The 15,106-nt window shown below is 67.2% G+C and carries 12 protein-coding genes and 1 riboswitch; of the genes, 3 read left to right on the top strand and 9 right to left on the bottom strand.

From position 1 onward, the window contains the following. Positions 1-5: 5 nt before the first annotated feature. Positions 6-845, top strand: a complete 840-nt coding sequence (locus ACU18_RS14330; RefSeq protein WP_050686592.1) for a siderophore-interacting protein — start codon at positions 6-8, stop codon at positions 843-845. Between the two features lie 25 nt (positions 846-870). On the opposite strand, the gene ACU18_RS14325 is transcribed toward ACU18_RS14330, so the two are convergent. The 3 genes from ACU18_RS14325 to ACU18_RS14315 all read right to left on the bottom strand — a co-directional run bounded on the left by ACU18_RS14325 (position 871) and on the right by ACU18_RS14315 (position 4,935). After that, positions 871-2,358, bottom strand: a complete 1,488-nt coding sequence (locus ACU18_RS14325) for a threonine/serine ThrE exporter family protein (RefSeq protein ID WP_050686590.1) — start codon at positions 2,356-2,358, stop codon at positions 871-873. A gap of 47 nt (positions 2,359-2,405) precedes the next feature. Continuing rightward, a complete protein-coding gene (locus tag ACU18_RS14320) occupies positions 2,406-3,758 on the bottom strand; it encodes a peptidoglycan bridge formation glycyltransferase FemA/FemB family protein (protein ID WP_050686588.1) in 1,353 nt (450 codons plus the stop codon). A gap of 103 nt (positions 3,759-3,861) precedes the next feature. Then, positions 3,862-4,935 carry a lipid II:glycine glycyltransferase FemX gene (locus ACU18_RS14315; protein ID WP_050686586.1) on the bottom strand — a complete coding sequence of 358 codons (1,074 nt, stop codon included), beginning with the start codon at positions 4,933-4,935 and terminating at the stop codon, positions 3,862-3,864. 167 nt (positions 4,936-5,102) lie between these two features. Between ACU18_RS14315 and ACU18_RS14310 the strand changes: the two genes are divergently transcribed. After that, positions 5,103-5,648, top strand: a complete 546-nt coding sequence (locus tag ACU18_RS14310) for a TspO/MBR family protein (RefSeq protein WP_050686583.1) — start codon at positions 5,103-5,105, stop codon at positions 5,646-5,648. 6 nt (positions 5,649-5,654) lie between these two features. On the opposite strand, the gene ACU18_RS14305 is transcribed toward ACU18_RS14310, so the two are convergent. The 5 genes from ACU18_RS14305 to ACU18_RS14285 form a co-directional block, all read right to left on the bottom strand. Next, complete coding sequence (locus ACU18_RS14305) at positions 5,655-7,052, bottom strand: L-serine ammonia-lyase (RefSeq protein ID WP_050686581.1); 1,398 nt, start codon at positions 7,050-7,052, stop codon at positions 5,655-5,657. 116 nt (positions 7,053-7,168) lie between these two features. Next, entirely contained in the window at positions 7,169-7,579 is a 411-nt protein-coding gene (gene gcvH, locus ACU18_RS14300) for a glycine cleavage system protein GcvH (protein WP_050686579.1), read from the bottom strand. Positions 7,580-7,648: 69 nt separating this feature from the next. Further along, a complete protein-coding gene (gene gcvT, locus ACU18_RS14295) occupies positions 7,649-8,797 on the bottom strand; it encodes a glycine cleavage system aminomethyltransferase GcvT (RefSeq protein WP_050686577.1) in 1,149 nt (382 codons plus the stop codon). Positions 8,798-8,807: 10 nt separating this feature from the next. Continuing rightward, positions 8,808-11,666, bottom strand: coding sequence for an aminomethyl-transferring glycine dehydrogenase (gene gcvP, locus ACU18_RS14290; protein WP_442853714.1), 2,859 nt, complete (start codon positions 11,664-11,666; stop codon positions 8,808-8,810). A gap of 177 nt (positions 11,667-11,843) precedes the next feature. Further along, a riboswitch (glycine riboswitch) is annotated at positions 11,844-11,943 on the bottom strand. A 133-nt stretch (positions 11,944-12,076) separates the two neighbouring features. Continuing rightward, on the bottom strand, positions 12,077-12,616 hold the full coding sequence (locus ACU18_RS14285; RefSeq protein WP_050686573.1) for a TetR/AcrR family transcriptional regulator: 540 nt from the start codon (positions 12,614-12,616) through the stop codon (positions 12,077-12,079). An 85-nt stretch (positions 12,617-12,701) separates the two neighbouring features. On the opposite strand from ACU18_RS14285, the gene ACU18_RS14280 reads away from it, so the two are divergent. After that, a complete protein-coding gene (locus ACU18_RS14280; protein ID WP_050686571.1) occupies positions 12,702-14,270 on the top strand; it encodes an MFS transporter in 1,569 nt (522 codons plus the stop codon). Positions 14,271-14,429: 159 nt separating this feature from the next. Here ACU18_RS14280 and ACU18_RS14275 read toward each other — a convergent pair whose 3' ends face one another. Further along, positions 14,430-14,909, bottom strand: a complete 480-nt coding sequence (locus ACU18_RS14275; RefSeq protein WP_050686569.1) for a Dps family protein — start codon at positions 14,907-14,909, stop codon at positions 14,430-14,432. Positions 14,910-15,106 lie beyond the last annotated feature (197 nt).

The raw sequence follows: 15,106 nt of genomic DNA, 5'->3' as shown, positions 1-15,106 counted from the left end.
GCCTTATGAGCACCGTTCCCGCTGCCACCAGCGCCACCAAAAAAAGCCGTCCGCAGATCACCCTGGAGGTGGTGCGACGGGAGCAACTGTCCCCGCACATGGTGCGGATCGTCGCCGGCGGGGACGGGTTCGCGGATTTTGTGAACAACGGGTTTGTGGACCGCTACGTCAAGATCGCGTTCCCCCAGCCGGGCGTTGCCTACCCCGCGCCCTTGGACCTGTGGACCATCCGGGAAACCATGCCGCGCGAACAGTGGCCCTTCACGCGGACGTACACCCTCCGCTGGGTGGACCCGGCGGCACGTGAACTGGCTATCGACTTCGTGGTGCACGGGGACGAGGGCCTGGCCGGGCCCTGGGCCGCTACGGCCGAACCAGGGGACACCCTCACGTTCACGGGCCCGGGCGGCGCGTACAACCCGGACCCGGAGGCCGACTGGTACCTGTTTGCCGGCGATGAGGCGGCCCTGCCGGCCATTGCCGCGAGCATTGAGTCCCTGCCGGCTGACGCCGTGGGCCTGGCCTTCCTTGAGGTGGAGTCCGACGCCGGAATCCAGCCCATCGCCGCGCCGGCCGGCGTTACGGTGGCCTGGCTGGCCCGCAACGGCGCAGCCGCCGGCGACCAGGGCCTCCTGGTCGCGGCGGTTGCCGGGGCGCAGTGGCCTGCCGGCACCGTTGACGTCTTCGCCCACGGCGAGCGGGGTGCCATGAAGGCCCTGCGGGAAATCTTTTTTGTCCAACGTGGCCTGGAACGCCGGCAGGTGTCGCTGTCCGGCTACTGGGCCCGGGGCCGGGTGGAAGACGAATTCCAGGCGGAAAAGAAACTGCCCGTTGGCCAGATCTGACCTGCAGCACCGCCGGGCGGTCCTGTCAGCGCCGCCGGGCGCGGCGCCGTTCGTTGCTGGCCAGGCTGCGGGTCAGCGGCCGGGCCAGCGTGTCGCCCAGGACGATGCCCCCGGCGGTCCCCAGCACGATCGCACCGGCGCTGAGCATGCCGCCGGCGCCCAGCAGGACCTGGGTTTCCTCCACGGTGAGGACGTACATGGACCGGAAGATGGTCAGCCCTGGCAGCAGGATCAGGGCCGCGGGTACGGCCACCACCAGCTGGGGCGCCCCCAGCCGCAGGGCCACCACCCGGGCCAGCAGTCCGATGACCACTGCGGCGAGCGCGGGTGAGAACCTGTCGCCGATACCCAGCTGGTCGCTGCCCAGCAGCACCAGGTACCCGGCCACACCCACCGCGGCGGTGGGCAGCAGCAATTGCCAGCTGGTCTGCTCCGTAATGCCGATGGCGATGACGGCCACGGCCACAAAAAGGACCAGGACCCACAGGTCGTAGGCCGGGGGGAAGGTCTGCGTGACGTCGATCCGCTGCATCCCGGTCAGCTCCCCCACCACAAAGGCCACGGCTATGCCGGCCACAATGGCGCTGAAGGTCAGGAGGGTGGACAGGAACCGCCCGGCGGCTGTGACCGGGAAGCCGTTGATGGCATCCTGCACCGACGAAACCAGCCTGCCTGTAGGCAGGAGCAGCAGGATCCCGCCCACCACCACGATGGCCGGTGAGGTGGTCAGGCCGAATTGCCACAGGGTCAGCGCCAGCATTGTCACCACAAACGAGCTGCTGGCGGTGATGAAGAAGTCCGGGACGCGCCACCGCCCCAGCTGGCGGGCGAGCAGGCTGATGGCGATGTTGGCCACAAACGCGATGGCGGACGAGACCGGTCCCCCGCCCAGCACACCAACAAAGACGGCGGCAAACACGCCGAATGCCGTGGTGACCATCCAGCGCGGGAACGGTTTGGGGTTGGTGATGATCCCGTTCAGCCGCCGGATGGCCTCGTCGCGGCCCACTCCCCCGGCCACGATGTCCGTTACCAGCTGATGGACCCTGGCCAGGCCGGCGTAGTTGTTGGTCCAGGACCGCACCACGCGCAGCAGTGCGATGGGGGTCTGGTCCTTGGGCGCGTAGTTGATGCCCACCGACTGGTTGGTGATGTCCACTTCAATGTTTTTCAGGCCCAGCGCCGCCGTGACGGCGATGATGCTGGTTTCCACTTCGAGGGCTCCTGCGCCGTACCGGAACATGGTTTCGGCCAGGTGCAGGGCGAAGTCCAGTGTTTTGCGGGCGGAGGTGTCAACACCACCCACCTGGATGGTGGGGTTGGCGTAGGGGCTGCCCGCCAGCCTGTCCACGATGCTCAGCGGCGCGGTGGGCGGGTTCTCGCCCTGCACCAGGCGCCGCAGCATCCGTTTGGCGGCGGCGTCCTGCCGCAGCTGGGCAGCGGTCAACGCTTGAGTCTTGGGCAGGCCGTCAGTGTGCGGCCGTGCGCCGGGGTGTCCTGGCCGGTCGGTCATGGTCCCCTCCTCCCGGTTGCGGTGTTCGGTGTTCGGTATCTGGTGTGTCAGGAGCGGCGCAGCGGTAGGCGGGCCACAAGCGTGCGGGCGGTGGCCGCGGCTTTTCGGGCGGCGGCTGCTGCCGTGCGCCCGGTGGTCGCGGCCTGCCGGGCCAGCCGGTTGGCATGGAACACCGCCGGCCGGACCGGAAGGACAAAGTCGCCTACCAGCTGGACCACTTCGCCGCCGAAGCCCTTCTTGAATTCATAACCGCCGTGGCCTTCCTGGTCTTCCCCGGAAATGCCGAACGTGCCGTAGAAGTTGTACCGCGGATACCCCTTCTCCAAAGCGTGCAGCATCATGCCCCAGTACAGGGACGTGGCGCCGTTGAAGTAGATGTAGTCCTGGACGGTGCCGCCGATCACGCACACCACCTCGTCCGCGTAGCAGATGAAGTGGATCGCGGCCACGGTGGCAACGCCCACGGAGTCCGGGAAGCGTTCAATGTCCTTGAGGCTGCGTTCGTAGCTGTCCACAAGGTCCTGGACCACTTTGAGCCGGTTGGCCTTCTTTTTGCTGCCGGTCTCCTCCACTTCACGACGGAGGCCATCGGCGGTGGCCGATTCGGCGGCGAGGCGTTCCGTGATGGATTTGCGGTACGCCGGGATGTCGATTTTGGCCATCATGAGTTTGGTGAACTCAGGGTTCGTGGTGCGGAGCAGGTTTTCGTAATACGCGCGTTCGCGGTAAACGAAGCCCTTGCCATCGCCCGCGGTGCTCAGCGCGCCGTAGAAGTCGTCCAGGGTCTCCAGCGTGGCCTGCTCCAGGAAGACGCCGTTCTTTTCCGCCTTGCGGATGGCTTTCCGGGTCCGGTAACTGGTGCCCATGATCAGTTCCTCGGCGTCGGCCGCGGCGGTAAGGTCCTTGACGAACATCCAGTTCACGTTGACGAAGTTCATCTCCAGTCCCTGGTGCGCGAAGCCGAGCCTGCCCAGGCGGGCCAGCAGCGGCCGGTTGTCCAGGACCTCAGGATGCTCCGCGCCGTCCTCGTCGCGGGCCACGTATTTCAGGTTCGGTGAGATGCGCAGTTCCGCTGCCTTGCGTTCGGTGGCGCGTTGGCGGAGGAGCCCGACGACGGCGGGCAGCAAGTCGGGGTCGGTGTAGTCAAGCAGGGGTCCCTTGGCGCATTCCAGGACGGTGTAGCCCAACCGGGTGGTGGTGGTGTTGAGCTTTCCGGCAGCGACGAGTTCGCCGTTCCGGCGGGCCCCGAACAGTTCCACCTGCTGGCCGCGGGCGCGCTGGAAGCGGGCGAAGTCCACGGACTGGAGGAAGCTGTTCTGGGGGTGGGCCAGCGCGAAGGCCTCGAACTCGGCGTCGCTGAGGAGGGCGAACTCAAGGTCGGTGGTGGGCTGTGCGTTCACGGAATTACCTTCTTCGGTGCGTTTCGCTGTCCTGGCGTGCGGGACGTGCAGGACGGTGTCCCGGGACCTGGCAGGTGCCGGGGCTGGTCAGTAGGACTGCTCGTCAGTAGAACTGTTGGCCGGTGCGGGCGGTTTCGAGGCGGCGGAACACTTTTTCGCCACCGCGCACCCATAGCCGGTGCTTCAGCGGCGACAGGATGTAGTCGTGGCAGCCCACAAAATCGGTGACCGATTTGGTGAAGCTGGTTTTGAACATTCCCATGCCGTGGAGGTTGTGGGTCTTGTCCTTGATGCGCGCTGCGGGCGGGGTACCGCAGAAGTCGTACTCCGTGCAGCCCAGGTCCTGCATGTGGCGGATGGCCGTCCACTGGACCAGGTGCGAGTCGCCGTACTGCTTGCGGTCCTGCAGGGATCCGCCGTCCTTGTACGTGGCCTTGGCGCCGTAGTTGATGACAAAGGCCCCCACACTGGGTTTGCCGCCCTCATAGGCGAAGAAGAAACTGCCCTGCCCGCGGCTGCAGAACTCGTCCCAGAACCGGGTGTAATAGTCGTAGCTGCGCAGCGGCATGGACCCCTTGGCCTTCACGGTGTCGGCCATGAGGTCGTAGAGGGCGCGGTACGTCTCCGGACCGGCTTCGCGGCGCAGTACTTCGCAGCCTTCCCGCTCCGCCCGGCGGACAGCATTGCGGGCCCGGGAGGTGATGGCCTTGAGGACCGTCTCGCTGTCCGCGGAGATGTCCAGCAGGGCGGTGGAGTCATTCGATTGGATGTTGGGCGCCTTGACCAGTCCGGCGGCGGCCAGGTGCGCCTGGGCGTCATCGGTGGCAAGGATGTCCGGCTCCACCTTGATGGTGAAGACGTTGAGCTTTTGGGTACGCACCAGCGCCGCACAGGCTTTCAGCGCTGCGGGAAGCTCGGCGGCCCCGCCAAGTCCGGGGCCTTTGATCAGATACCAGAGGCCACCCAGCAGGGGGAAGCGCTTTTCCAGCACCAGGTTGTAACTGGCGGTCCCGGCCGATTCCAGCACCAGGAACAGGACCTTCCAGCCGCTGCCGTTCTTAACCGAAGCGTAGGCCGCCGACTGCAGCATGTTGCCGCCGTCAGGGTTGGCCGTGACGTACTTGTCCCAGTTTTCAATTTCCTCGGCGGTGGCGAATCGTGCGGTGAATTCTCGCAAGGGGGCCGTGTCCAATCTCAGGGTCTGTGCGCGGTTCTGTCTCGTGGCGTGCGTGCGGACATGCAGCATCAAGTCTAAAGCCTGCGGGGGCACCGGCATTGCCCGCCACCTGCCACCAACTGGCTGCCGCCTTGACGGGGCCGCACCGGTTCGGAAGGGTGGAACGTATGCAGACCAATGGGGAACGGACCGAGTCACTGCCGGCTGACAGGCCGGCGCAGCGTAGCGCAGGCGTCCAGGCCGCGGTCCTGGCCGGGTTGCTGGCGGCGTCGTTCGTGGTGGCTTTCCTGGGCGGCCTGGCGTCCACCAGCAACGTGGACGGCTGGTACAGCACGGCCAGCAAAGCCCCGTGGACCCCGCCCAACTGGGTGTTCGGGCCGGTCTGGACCGTGCTTTACATCCTGATGGCGGTGGCCGCCTGGCTGGTGTGGCGCAAGGGCGGCCCGGCCAGCAGGAATTTCCTGAAGCTGTACTGGGTCCAGCTGGTACTCAACCTTTGCTGGACGCCCCTGTTCTTCGCCCTGTACCCGGCCTTCGGTGCCCCGGCACTCTGGTTGGGGTTCGTGGACATCGCAGCCCTCGCCGTCGTCCTGGTCCTCCTGATCCGGAAGGCCTTCCCGGTGAGCCGGCTGGCTGGCGTGCTGCTGCTCCCCTACCTCGCCTGGGTTGGCTACGCGTCAACCCTGAATCTGTGGGCCGCGCTCAACAACTAGGGCCGTTCAGCACTCCACCACGTTGACGGCGAGCCCGCCCATGGCGGTCTCCTTGTACTTTGAGCTCATGTCCTTGCCGGTCTCACGCATGGTGATGATGACTTCGTCCAGGGACACCCGGTGCGAGCCGTCACCCCACAGCGCCATTTTGGCGGCGTTTATGGCCTTCGCCGCAGCGATGGCGTTCCGTTCAATGCAGGGCACCTGCACCAGCCCGCCGATGGGATCGCAAGTCAGGCCCAAGTTGTGTTCCATGGCGATTTCGGCGGCGTTTTCCACCTGCGCGGGGGTTCCGCCCATCACCTCGGCCAGGCCTGCGGCGGCCATGGACGACGCCGATCCGACCTCGCCCTGGCACCCCACCTCGGCGCCGGAAATGGAGGCCTGCTCCTTGTACAGCACCCCGATGGCCCCGGCCGTGAGCAGGAACTTGACCACAACGTCGTCGCGGTCCTCCTGCGTCGCCTTGTCCATCCCGGGCGCGAAGTGCAGGGCGTAGTGCAGCACGGCCGGGATGATTCCGGCGGCACCGTTGGTGGGCGCCGTCACCACCCGGCCGCCAGAGGCATTTTCCTCGTTGACCGCCAGGGCCACCAGGTTCACCCATTCCTGCCAGTACTTGGGGTCCCGGTCCTTGTCTTCCTTCATCAGCCGCGCGTGCCAGCCGGGAGCACGGCGCCGGACCTTCAACCCGCCGGGCAGCAGCCCTTCTCGCTTGAGGCTGGTCTCCACGCAGGTTTCCATCACGGCGTGGATGTGCAGCAGCCCGTCGCGGATTTCCTGTTCCGTCCGGGACGCTTCCTCGTTCACCAGCATGATCTCGCCGATGGACAGCCCCTTGGCCTGGCACCACGCCAGCAGTTCGGCAGCGGTGCGGAAAGGCAGCGGCAGTTCCTCCTTCGAGGCGTCCAGCTCCTGCTGCGCCGCAGTTTCCTCGCCCTCCCGGACAATAAAGCCGCCGCCTACGGAGAAGAACGTGGCCTGGTGCAGGACGTTCCCGCCGGCGTCGGAAACGGTGAACGTGAGGCCGTTGGTGTGCCGGGGCAAAATGGTGAGCGGCCGGAGCACCATGTCCGCAACACCGTACGGCAGTGGCACGGTTCCGGCCAGCTCCAGCGTCCCCGTCGCGGCAATGCCGGCCAGGCGTTCCTCCACCTCTTCGGGCAGGATCTGCTCGGGGTGGTAGCCCTCAAGGCCCAGCAGGATCGCGGTCATGGTGCCGTGCCCGTGGCCCGTGGCGGCCAGGGAGCCGTACAGGTCCACGCGCAGCGAGGCCACCTGTCCCAGGTCCCCGGAGGCTTTCAGTTCCTCGGCGAATACGGCCGCGGCCCGCATGGGACCCACGGTGTGCGAGCTTGACGGCCCGATCCCCACGGAAAAGAGATCAAAAACTCCAACGGCCATGAGGTGGGTCCTTACTGGGTGACGGGGATGGGGCGGGGGCCGGTTCCGGATGTCCGGCCGGCCCCCGCAGGCAGCCTGGGTGTCCGGGCTGCAGGTGCTTCGGTTGCTGCGGTTGGCTAGGAACCGGCGGCCACGGCGGGGCCACCCAGGTCGCCGCCGTTTTTGGAGGCGTATTCCTGGGCGGACAGCAGCGGACCGTCGTGGTCCGCTGCGACCTTAAAAAGCCAGCCGGCGCCGTAGGGATCGCTGTTGATCAGGGCGGGGTCATCCACCACGGCGGGGTTGGTTTCGGTGACCTCACCGGTGACGGGCGCGTACAGGTCGGAGACGGACTTGGTGGATTCCACCTCGCCACAGGTTTCGCCGGCCGTGACCGTGGAGCCCACCTCGGGCAGGTCCACGTACACGATGTCGCCCAGGGCGTCCGTGGCGACGGCGGAAATGCCAACGGAGACCAGGTTTCCGGCCTCGCGGGCCACCCACTCGTGCTCGTCGGAGTACTGAAGTTCAGGGGCAACGATTGCCATGCAGGGTTCCTTAGGGTTGGTGCGGAAGGTGGAGGGGTGTCCGGGCGGGCATTTCGCCCGGACCGCGGCTTACTTGCCGCGCTTGTAGAACGGCAGGGCCACAACTTCGAACGGTTCGGCCTTGCCGCGCAGGTCGATGTCCAAGGCGGTTCCGGGGGCGGCGTGCGCCACGTCCACGTAGGCCATCGCCACGGGGAAGCCCAGGGTGGGTGAGGGCTGGCCGGAGGTGACCTCGCCAACAACCACGCCGTCCTTGAGGACCGGGTAGTGGGCGCGGCCTGCGCGGCGGCCCAGGCCCTTCAGCCCCACCAGGCGGCGGCCGGAGGTGCTGCCGGCGCCGGCTTCCTTGCGGGCTGCCAGCGCAGCCTTGCCCACGAAGTCGCCTTCCTTGGACAGCGCGACGACGGGTCCCAGGCCGGCGGCGAAAGGATCCGCCTGCCGCGAGAGTTCGTTGCCGTACAGCGGCATCCCGGCTTCGAGGCGGAGCGAGTCCCGGCAGGCCAGCCCGGCCGGCGTCAATTCGCCGGGTTCGGCAACCGCCACCAAAGCCTGCCACAGGCCGGCGGCGTCGCTGTTGGCCACAAAGATCTCGAAGCCGTCCTCGCCGGTGTAACCGGTGCGTGCCAGCAGCAGGTCCAGTCCGGCGCCGCCCACCAGGAACGTCACGTCCACGCCGGCGTAGTACTTCAGGCCCGTAACGGCCTCGTGCTGAGCCGCCGGGACCAGGCGCAGCAGGATGTCCTGCGCCTTGGGGCCCTGTACGGCGATCAGGGAGGTTTCGGCGGAGGCGTCCTTGACGATCGCATCGAAGCCTTCGGCCCGTTCGGCCAGGGCTGCGGCCACCACGTCGGCGTTGCCGGCGTTGGGAACCACCAGGAAAACGTCGGTACCGTCCGCTGCCTGCGGCCGGCGGTAGATGATGAGGTCATCGATGATGCCTCCGTCTTCGGCGCAGATCAGCGAGTATTTCGCCTTGCCCACGGGCATTGCGGAAATCTTTCCCACCACGGCGTAGTCCAGGAACTGGGCTGCCTCCGGGCCGGTGATCTCCACTTCGCCCATGTGGGACAGGTCGAACAGGCCGGCGCCGTTCCGGACCGCGTGGTGCTCGGCCAGTTCGGAGCTGTACTTGAGCGGCATCTGCCAGCCGCCGAAGTCCGTGAAGGAAGCGCCGAGCGCTTTGTGGGCGTCGTACAGTGCTGTGTATTTCTCGGTCACGGTGCTGTCCTTAGTTTTCGAACGCTTCGAGCGGCGGGCAGGAGCAGATCAGGTTGCGGTCACCGGCGGCGCCGTCCACCCGTCCCACGGGCGGGAAGTACTTGTCCTGCCGGAGGTGCGGGACGGGGAACGCGGCCTGCTCGCGGGGGTAGGGCCGGTCCCAGTCGGAGGTGATGACGGCAGCTGCCGTGTGGGGTGCACGCCGCAGCGGCGAGTCGGCCACGGCGAAATCGCCGTGGGCCACCTGGTCGATTTCGTGCCGAATGGTGACCATGGCCTCGATGAACCGATCAATCTCGGCCAGGTCCTCGGACTCGGTGGGCTCCACCATCAAGGTTCCGGCCACCGGGAAGGACAGCGTGGGCGCGTGGAAGCCGAAGTCGATGAGGCGCTTGGCCACATCCTCGGCCGTGACGCCGGTCTTGGCCGTGAGGTCGCGGAGGTCCAGGATGCACTCATGGGCCACCAGGCCACCCTCGCCGGTGTAGAGGACGGGGAAGTGTTCGTTGAGCCGCTTGGCGATGTAGTTGGCGGCGAGCAGCGCGGATTTGGTGGCGTCGGTGAGTCCCTGGCCGCCCATCAGCCGGACGTAGGCCCAGGAGATGGGCAGCACGCCGGCGGAGCCGTACTTTGAGGCGGAAATGGGAACGTCGTTGCCTTCGGTCCAGGTGGCAGCGTTGCCCGGCATAAACGGTGCCAGGTGGGCCTTGGCAGCAACGGGGCCCACACCGGGTCCGCCGCCGCCGTGCGGGATGCAGAAGGTCTTGTGCAGGTTCAGGTGCGAGACGTCGCCGCCGAAGTGGCCGGGCTGTGCCAGCCCCACCAGGGCGTTGAGGTTGGCGCCGTCGATGTAGACCTGGCCGCCGGCCGCGTGGACGGCGTCGCAGACCTCGCGGACGTCGGCGTCGTACACCCCGTGCGTGGACGGGTAGGTGATCATGATGGCGGAGAGGGCGTCCTTGTGGGCCTCGATTTTGGCGTAAAGGTCCGCGTGGTCGATCGTGCCGTCGGCGGCGGTGGCCACCACCACCACCTTCATGCCGGCCAGGACGGCGGAGGCGGCGTTGGTGCCGTGCGCCGACGCCGGGATCAGGCAGATGGTGCGCTGGTCATCGCCGCGGGACAGGTGGTAGCCGCGGATGGCCAGCAGCCCGGCAAGTTCACCCTGCGAACCGGCATTCGGCTGGATGGAGACCTGGTCGTAGCCGGTGATCTCCGTCAGCTGGCCTTCGAGGTCGGCGATGAGTTCCCGCCAGCCTTCGGTCTGGGAGTCGGGCGCGAACGGGTGGATCGAGGCGAATTCGGGCCAGGAGATGGCTTCCATTTCCGCCGTGGCGTTCAGCTTCATGGTGCAGGAGCCCAGGGGGATCATGGTGCGGTCCAGGGCCAGGTCCCGGTCGGAGAGCTTGCGGATGTAGCGCAGCAGCTGCGTCTCGGAGCGGTGGGTGCTGAACACCGGGTGCTGCAGGAACGCGCTGGAGCGGATCACGGCGGCGGGCAGCGAGAAGCCGTCCACGGACCGGGAGATGCCGGCCCCGAAGATGCCCGCCACGTCGGCAATGACCGCGGCGGTGGTGGTCTCGTCCGCGGAGATGCCCACGGTGTCGGCGTCGATGGAACGCAGGTTGATGCCTTTGCCCTCGGCCGCTGCCACGAGTTCGGCGGCCTTGCCGGGGACCCGGACGGTGACGGTGTCGAAGAAGGAGCCGTGCAGCACCTCGACGCCTGCACCCTGCAGGGACGCCGCCAACGTGCGGGCGTGGCCGTGGACGGTTTCCGCGATGGCTTTAAGGCCTTCGGGGCCGTGGTAGACGGCGTACATGGACGCCACAATGGCCAGCAGCGCCTGCGCGGTGCAGATATTGGACGTGGCCTTCTCGCGGCGGATGTGCTGTTCACGGGTTTGCAGCGCCAGGCGGTAGGCGGGGACACCGGCGTCGTCCTTGGAAACGCCCACCAGGCGGCCGGGCATGGAACGCTCGAGGCCCTTCTGGACGGCCATGTAGGCGGCGTGCGGTCCGCCGTAGAAGAGCGGGACGCCGAAGCGCTGCGCGGTTCCCACGGCGATGTCGGCACCCTGCTCGCCCGGCGGCGTGATCAGCGTCAGGGCCAGCAGGTCCGCGGCCACCGTGACCAGGGCGCCCCGCTCCTTGGCTGCTGCGATGACGGCGGAGTGGTCAAAAACGCGGCCGGAAACACCGGGCTGCTGCAGGACCACGCCGTTGATGGCGCCGTCGGGCAGGCCGTGGGTGAGGTCGGCGACGCGGACTTCGAAGCCCAGCGCCTCGGCGCGGCCCTTCACCACGGCGATGGTCTGCGGCAGGCAGTCGGCATCCAGCACTGTGATGCCGTCCTTGGCGCCCTTGTCCTTGTTGGCGCGGCGCATCATCAGGACGGCTTCGGCCACAGCAGTGGCTTCGTCCAGCAGCGAGGCGTTGGCGATGGGCAGGCCCACCAGGTCCTGGACCATGGTCTGGAAGTTCAGCAGGGCTTCGAGCCGGCCCTGGGAAATTTCAGGCTGGTAGGGCGTGTACGCGGTGTACCAGGCGGGGCCTTCAAGGATGTTGCGGCGGATCACGGGCGGAGTCACGGTGTCGTAATACCCCTGGCCGATCATCTGCACGGCGGTCTTGTTTTTGGCGGCGATCCGGCGCAGCTCGGCCAGGACCTCCACCTCGCTCACCGCCGGGGCCAGCTCCAGCGGCGTTTCCTGCCGGATGCCTTTGGGGACGGCGGTATCAACGAGTGAATCCACGCTCTCATGGCCAACTGCCTTGAGCATGGCCTGTACTTCGGCAGCGCGGCGGACGCCGATATGCCGGTCAACAAAAGTGGCGGGTGCCGGGGCGACAGTCACAAGGAACTCCATAAACTTAGGCGGCGCAGGGTGCGCCGCATCGATTCGGGTTCCTCCCCGCTCTGTATTGGACCTGAGAGTTTCCGCGCCGCCTGCCGAAGCTGGCCCCGCTTGCACCGTCGGTGAGCCTGACTGTCCTGCATCCCGGAACGGGGCACAGATGGACTGCCTGCTGCTTTCCAGAGGCGCCTCGCCGCGGCGGTACATGGGCCTGTGAGATTCCTGGGGAGGATTTGCTCCTACGGCGCCTGCTTGTACCTTGACAGCAGGACTCTCCCGCCGCAGATCAAAGGCAATTCATTTAGTTTTTCAGCATCCGTGCGGGCCGGGTGACAGCCCTCACAGACCTTTATTGTCCTATGCCCGGGCCGCAGCCGCAAACCAGCCCGCCGGTCACAGCGGAAGGGTGCGCGTCCGGGGAGTCAGGCCCGGAGTTTCCGCACGGCGAGGATAAGGCTTTCGACGTCGGCCAGCTGGCGCTCACTGACGCCTTCGGTGCCGCTTTCCCACATGGCGTTGAAGTAGAGTCCGTCACCCATGTACAGGACGGCTTTCGCAACGCCGGGCCCGACGTCGGCGGCCAGCAGGTCCAGCCACTGGCCCTGGATCCCCGCGAACCGGCGCCGCGCTTCGGCATGTGCCACTTCCGCGAGACGGGTAGCGGCCACAAAGGCCCGGTCCATGGCGGTGTCGGAGAAGAGGGATGTCCGGATGAAGTATTCGGCTGCCCCTTCGGGGGCGGCCGCCATGCGGGCGAGATCCGCGTCGGCGAGCGCGTCGAGGCGCTCCAGCAGGGCGCTGATCAGCGCTTCCTTGTTCGGAAAGTGATACAAGAGCCCGCCTTTGGAAACCCCCGCCTGCCGGGCCACGGCGTCGAGGGTGGCGGCGCGCTCGCCCACGTCGATCAGCAGGGCTTCGAAGGCGTCCAGGACAGCATCACGGGCGACTGGTTTTCGGGGCATGGTTCCCATCATGCACAAAGCTGCGGCGAAACCCTCAACTGGCAGAAATTTTGTAACTGTACCGTCTGGACGGTACAGTCGCCGGATGACAACAACAGCCTCCACGCGGAAGGACCAGGCGGCGGAAGCCGCAACGCCCACCTCAGCCGGTTCGTGGCGCGACTGGTTGGCGCTGGGACTGCTGATGTTTCCGGTCCTGCTGGTGGCGGTTGACAACACCGCGCTGACGTTTGCGCTCCCTGAAATCGCGCGGAGCCTGCAGACCACCGGCGTCCAGCTCCTGTGGATCGTGGACGCCTACCCACTGGTCCTCGCGGCACTGCTGGTGGCGATGGGCAGCCTGGGCGACCGGATCGGGCGCCGGCGCCTGCTGCTGACGGGCAGCCTCGGCTTTGCGGCCGTCTCGGCCGCAACGGCCTTTGCGCCCACCGCGGAGTGGCTCATCGCGGGCCGCGCCGGCCTGGGGTTCTTCGGCGCCATGCTGATGCCCTCCACCCTGTCCCTGATCCGGAACATCTTCCCGGACCCGAACAGGCGCCGGCTTGCCGTAGCCATCTGGGCGGCAGGCTTCTCGGGCGGCGCCGCACTTGGCCCGATTTTCGGCGGCTGGCTGATGGAACACTTCTGGTGGGGTGCCGTGCTGCTGGTGGCAGTTCCCATCATGCTGCCACTCCTGGCCCTTGGCCCGTTCTTCATCCCGGAGTCCAGGGATCCCCGGCCGGGACGGGTGGATATCATCAGCATCGTCCTCTCCATGCTGGTGATGGTCCCCGTGGTTTACGGCATCAAGGAAATCGCCACCGCCGGCTTCAGCCTCAAGGCCGTGGCCATCATCGCCCTGGGCCTGGCAATGGGCTGGGTTTTTGTCCGGCGCCAGCGCACCCTCGCCGCCCCGCTGCTGGACATGGGCCTGTTCTCCAACCGCGTCTTCAGCACGGCCATCACCGCCAACGTGCTGGCCCTGTTTTCCTTCAACGGCTTCATCTTCTTCCTGGCCCAGCACCTGCAACTGCTTGAAGGCATGTCACCCTCAGCGTCCGGCGTGGCCATGATCCCGGCACTCCTGGCCACCGTGGCGGCCGGCCTGCTGGTGGTCCCGCTGGTCCGCAAGGTCCGGCCCGGGTTTGTGGTGGCCGGGGGGTTGAGCCTGAGCGCCGCCGGCTATGCACTGGTGGCGTTCGGCGACCACAGCGCGGGACCGGCACTGCTGCTGGCGGCGCTGCTGGTCCTGGCCCTGGGCGTGGGGGCCGCGGAAACCATTTCCAATGACCTCATCCTTGGCTCCGTCCCGGCCGCAAAATCAGGGGCCGCGGCGGCGATCTCCGAAACGGGCTACGAGGTGGGCTCGCTGCTGGGCACCGCCGTGCTGGGTTCCATCCTGACGGCTTCCTACCAGCGGAACCTGGTGCTCCCCGAGGGCGTGGCCAGTTCCCTGCCCCAGGGCGCCACCCACCAGGCCGGCGAGACGCTGGCCGGCGCCGTGGAGCTGGCAGCGACCCTGCAGGCGCCGGCCGCCGGGGAACTGCTTGCCACGGCACGCGCCGCCTTCGACTCCGGCGTGCACATCACAGCCACCATCGCCTTGGTGCTGATGGCATTGACGGCGGTTCTGGCCGGCACCGTGCTGCGGAAGGTTCCGCGGGCCGGCAAGTAGCGGCGGGACTGCGGGCGCCGTCACGGCGGCCCGACTGGGGAAACCACGCGGGGATGACACCGGCTTGATATAACCCGCCAGGACAAAAGACGCCCGGCGCCGGAGCATAGGCTCCGACGCCGGGCGTCTCTGTAGTTGGCAGCCCACAGGCTGCAGAAACTACTTGGCGTCGGCGGTGGTGACGCTGGCGGTGGGCTTCATGTTTTCCGCCTGCACCATCCAGGCGAACTGCTCGAGCCTGGCGATGAACTCGTGCAGGAGGTCCGCGCTGGTGGGATCCTCCTCGTCCACCTCGTCATGGACCTTGCGCATGGTGCCTACGGCAGCTTCCATCGCAGCCACGATGCGTTCGATTGCATCCTTGGTACTGATCAGGCCTTCCGGGAACTGCGCCAGGCTGGTGGATCCGGACACCGTTGCGCTGCGTCCGTCCGGCAGGGCGTGCAGGGCCCGCATACGTTCGGCCGTGTCGTCGGCGAACTGGCGGGCAGCGTCGACGATTTCGTCCAGCTGCAGGTGCAGGTCGCGGAAGTTCGTTCCCACGATGTTCCAGTGGGCCTGCTTGCCCTGGATGTGCAGTTCAATCAGGTCCGCCAGGACGGCCTGGAGGTTGTTGGTCAGTGTCGGTGAAGCTTTCATGCGTCCTCCTCGAGTGGTCCAGTAATCCCGACGCTACCAGCCTGCCGCCGCTTCAGCGCGGGCCCGGACGGGATTTCTCAGTGAGCTTACTAATTTTCCCTGAAGCGTGGCAAGCAGGGTGCCGGGGACCACTTTTTGCTGCGCCCTTGCATCCTGGCCGGTCCGACCCCATACTAAATGAACGCCATTCATATAGT

It is taken from the genome of Arthrobacter sp. ZBG10, from assembly GCF_001238605.1.
Taxonomy (GTDB): domain Bacteria; phylum Actinomycetota; class Actinomycetes; order Actinomycetales; family Micrococcaceae; genus Arthrobacter.
This window is presented reverse-complemented; position numbering and strand designations above follow the sequence as displayed.

Coding starts and splice junctions, on each gene's coding strand:
- ACU18_RS14310 (WP_050686583.1), top strand. CDS start 5,103: ATGCAGACCAATGGGGAACGGACCGAGTCACTGCCGGCTGACAGGCCG.
- gcvP (WP_442853714.1), bottom strand. CDS start 11,666: ATGGAGTTCCTTGTGACTGTCGCCCCGGCACCCGCCACTTTTGTTGAC.
- ACU18_RS14330 (WP_050686592.1), top strand. CDS start 6: ATGAGCACCGTTCCCGCTGCCACCAGCGCCACCAAAAAAAGCCGTCCG.
- ACU18_RS14305 (WP_050686581.1), bottom strand. CDS start 7,052: ATGGCCGTTGGAGTTTTTGATCTCTTTTCCGTGGGGATCGGGCCGTCA.
- gcvH (WP_050686579.1), bottom strand. CDS start 7,579: ATGGCAATCGTTGCCCCTGAACTTCAGTACTCCGACGAGCACGAGTGG.
- ACU18_RS14275 (WP_050686569.1), bottom strand. CDS start 14,909: ATGAAAGCTTCACCGACACTGACCAACAACCTCCAGGCCGTCCTGGCG.
- ACU18_RS14325 (WP_050686590.1), bottom strand. CDS start 2,358: ATGACCGACCGGCCAGGACACCCCGGCGCACGGCCGCACACTGACGGC.
- ACU18_RS14285 (WP_050686573.1), bottom strand. CDS start 12,616: ATGCCCCGAAAACCAGTCGCCCGTGATGCTGTCCTGGACGCCTTCGAA.
- ACU18_RS14280 (WP_050686571.1), top strand. CDS start 12,702: ATGACAACAACAGCCTCCACGCGGAAGGACCAGGCGGCGGAAGCCGCA.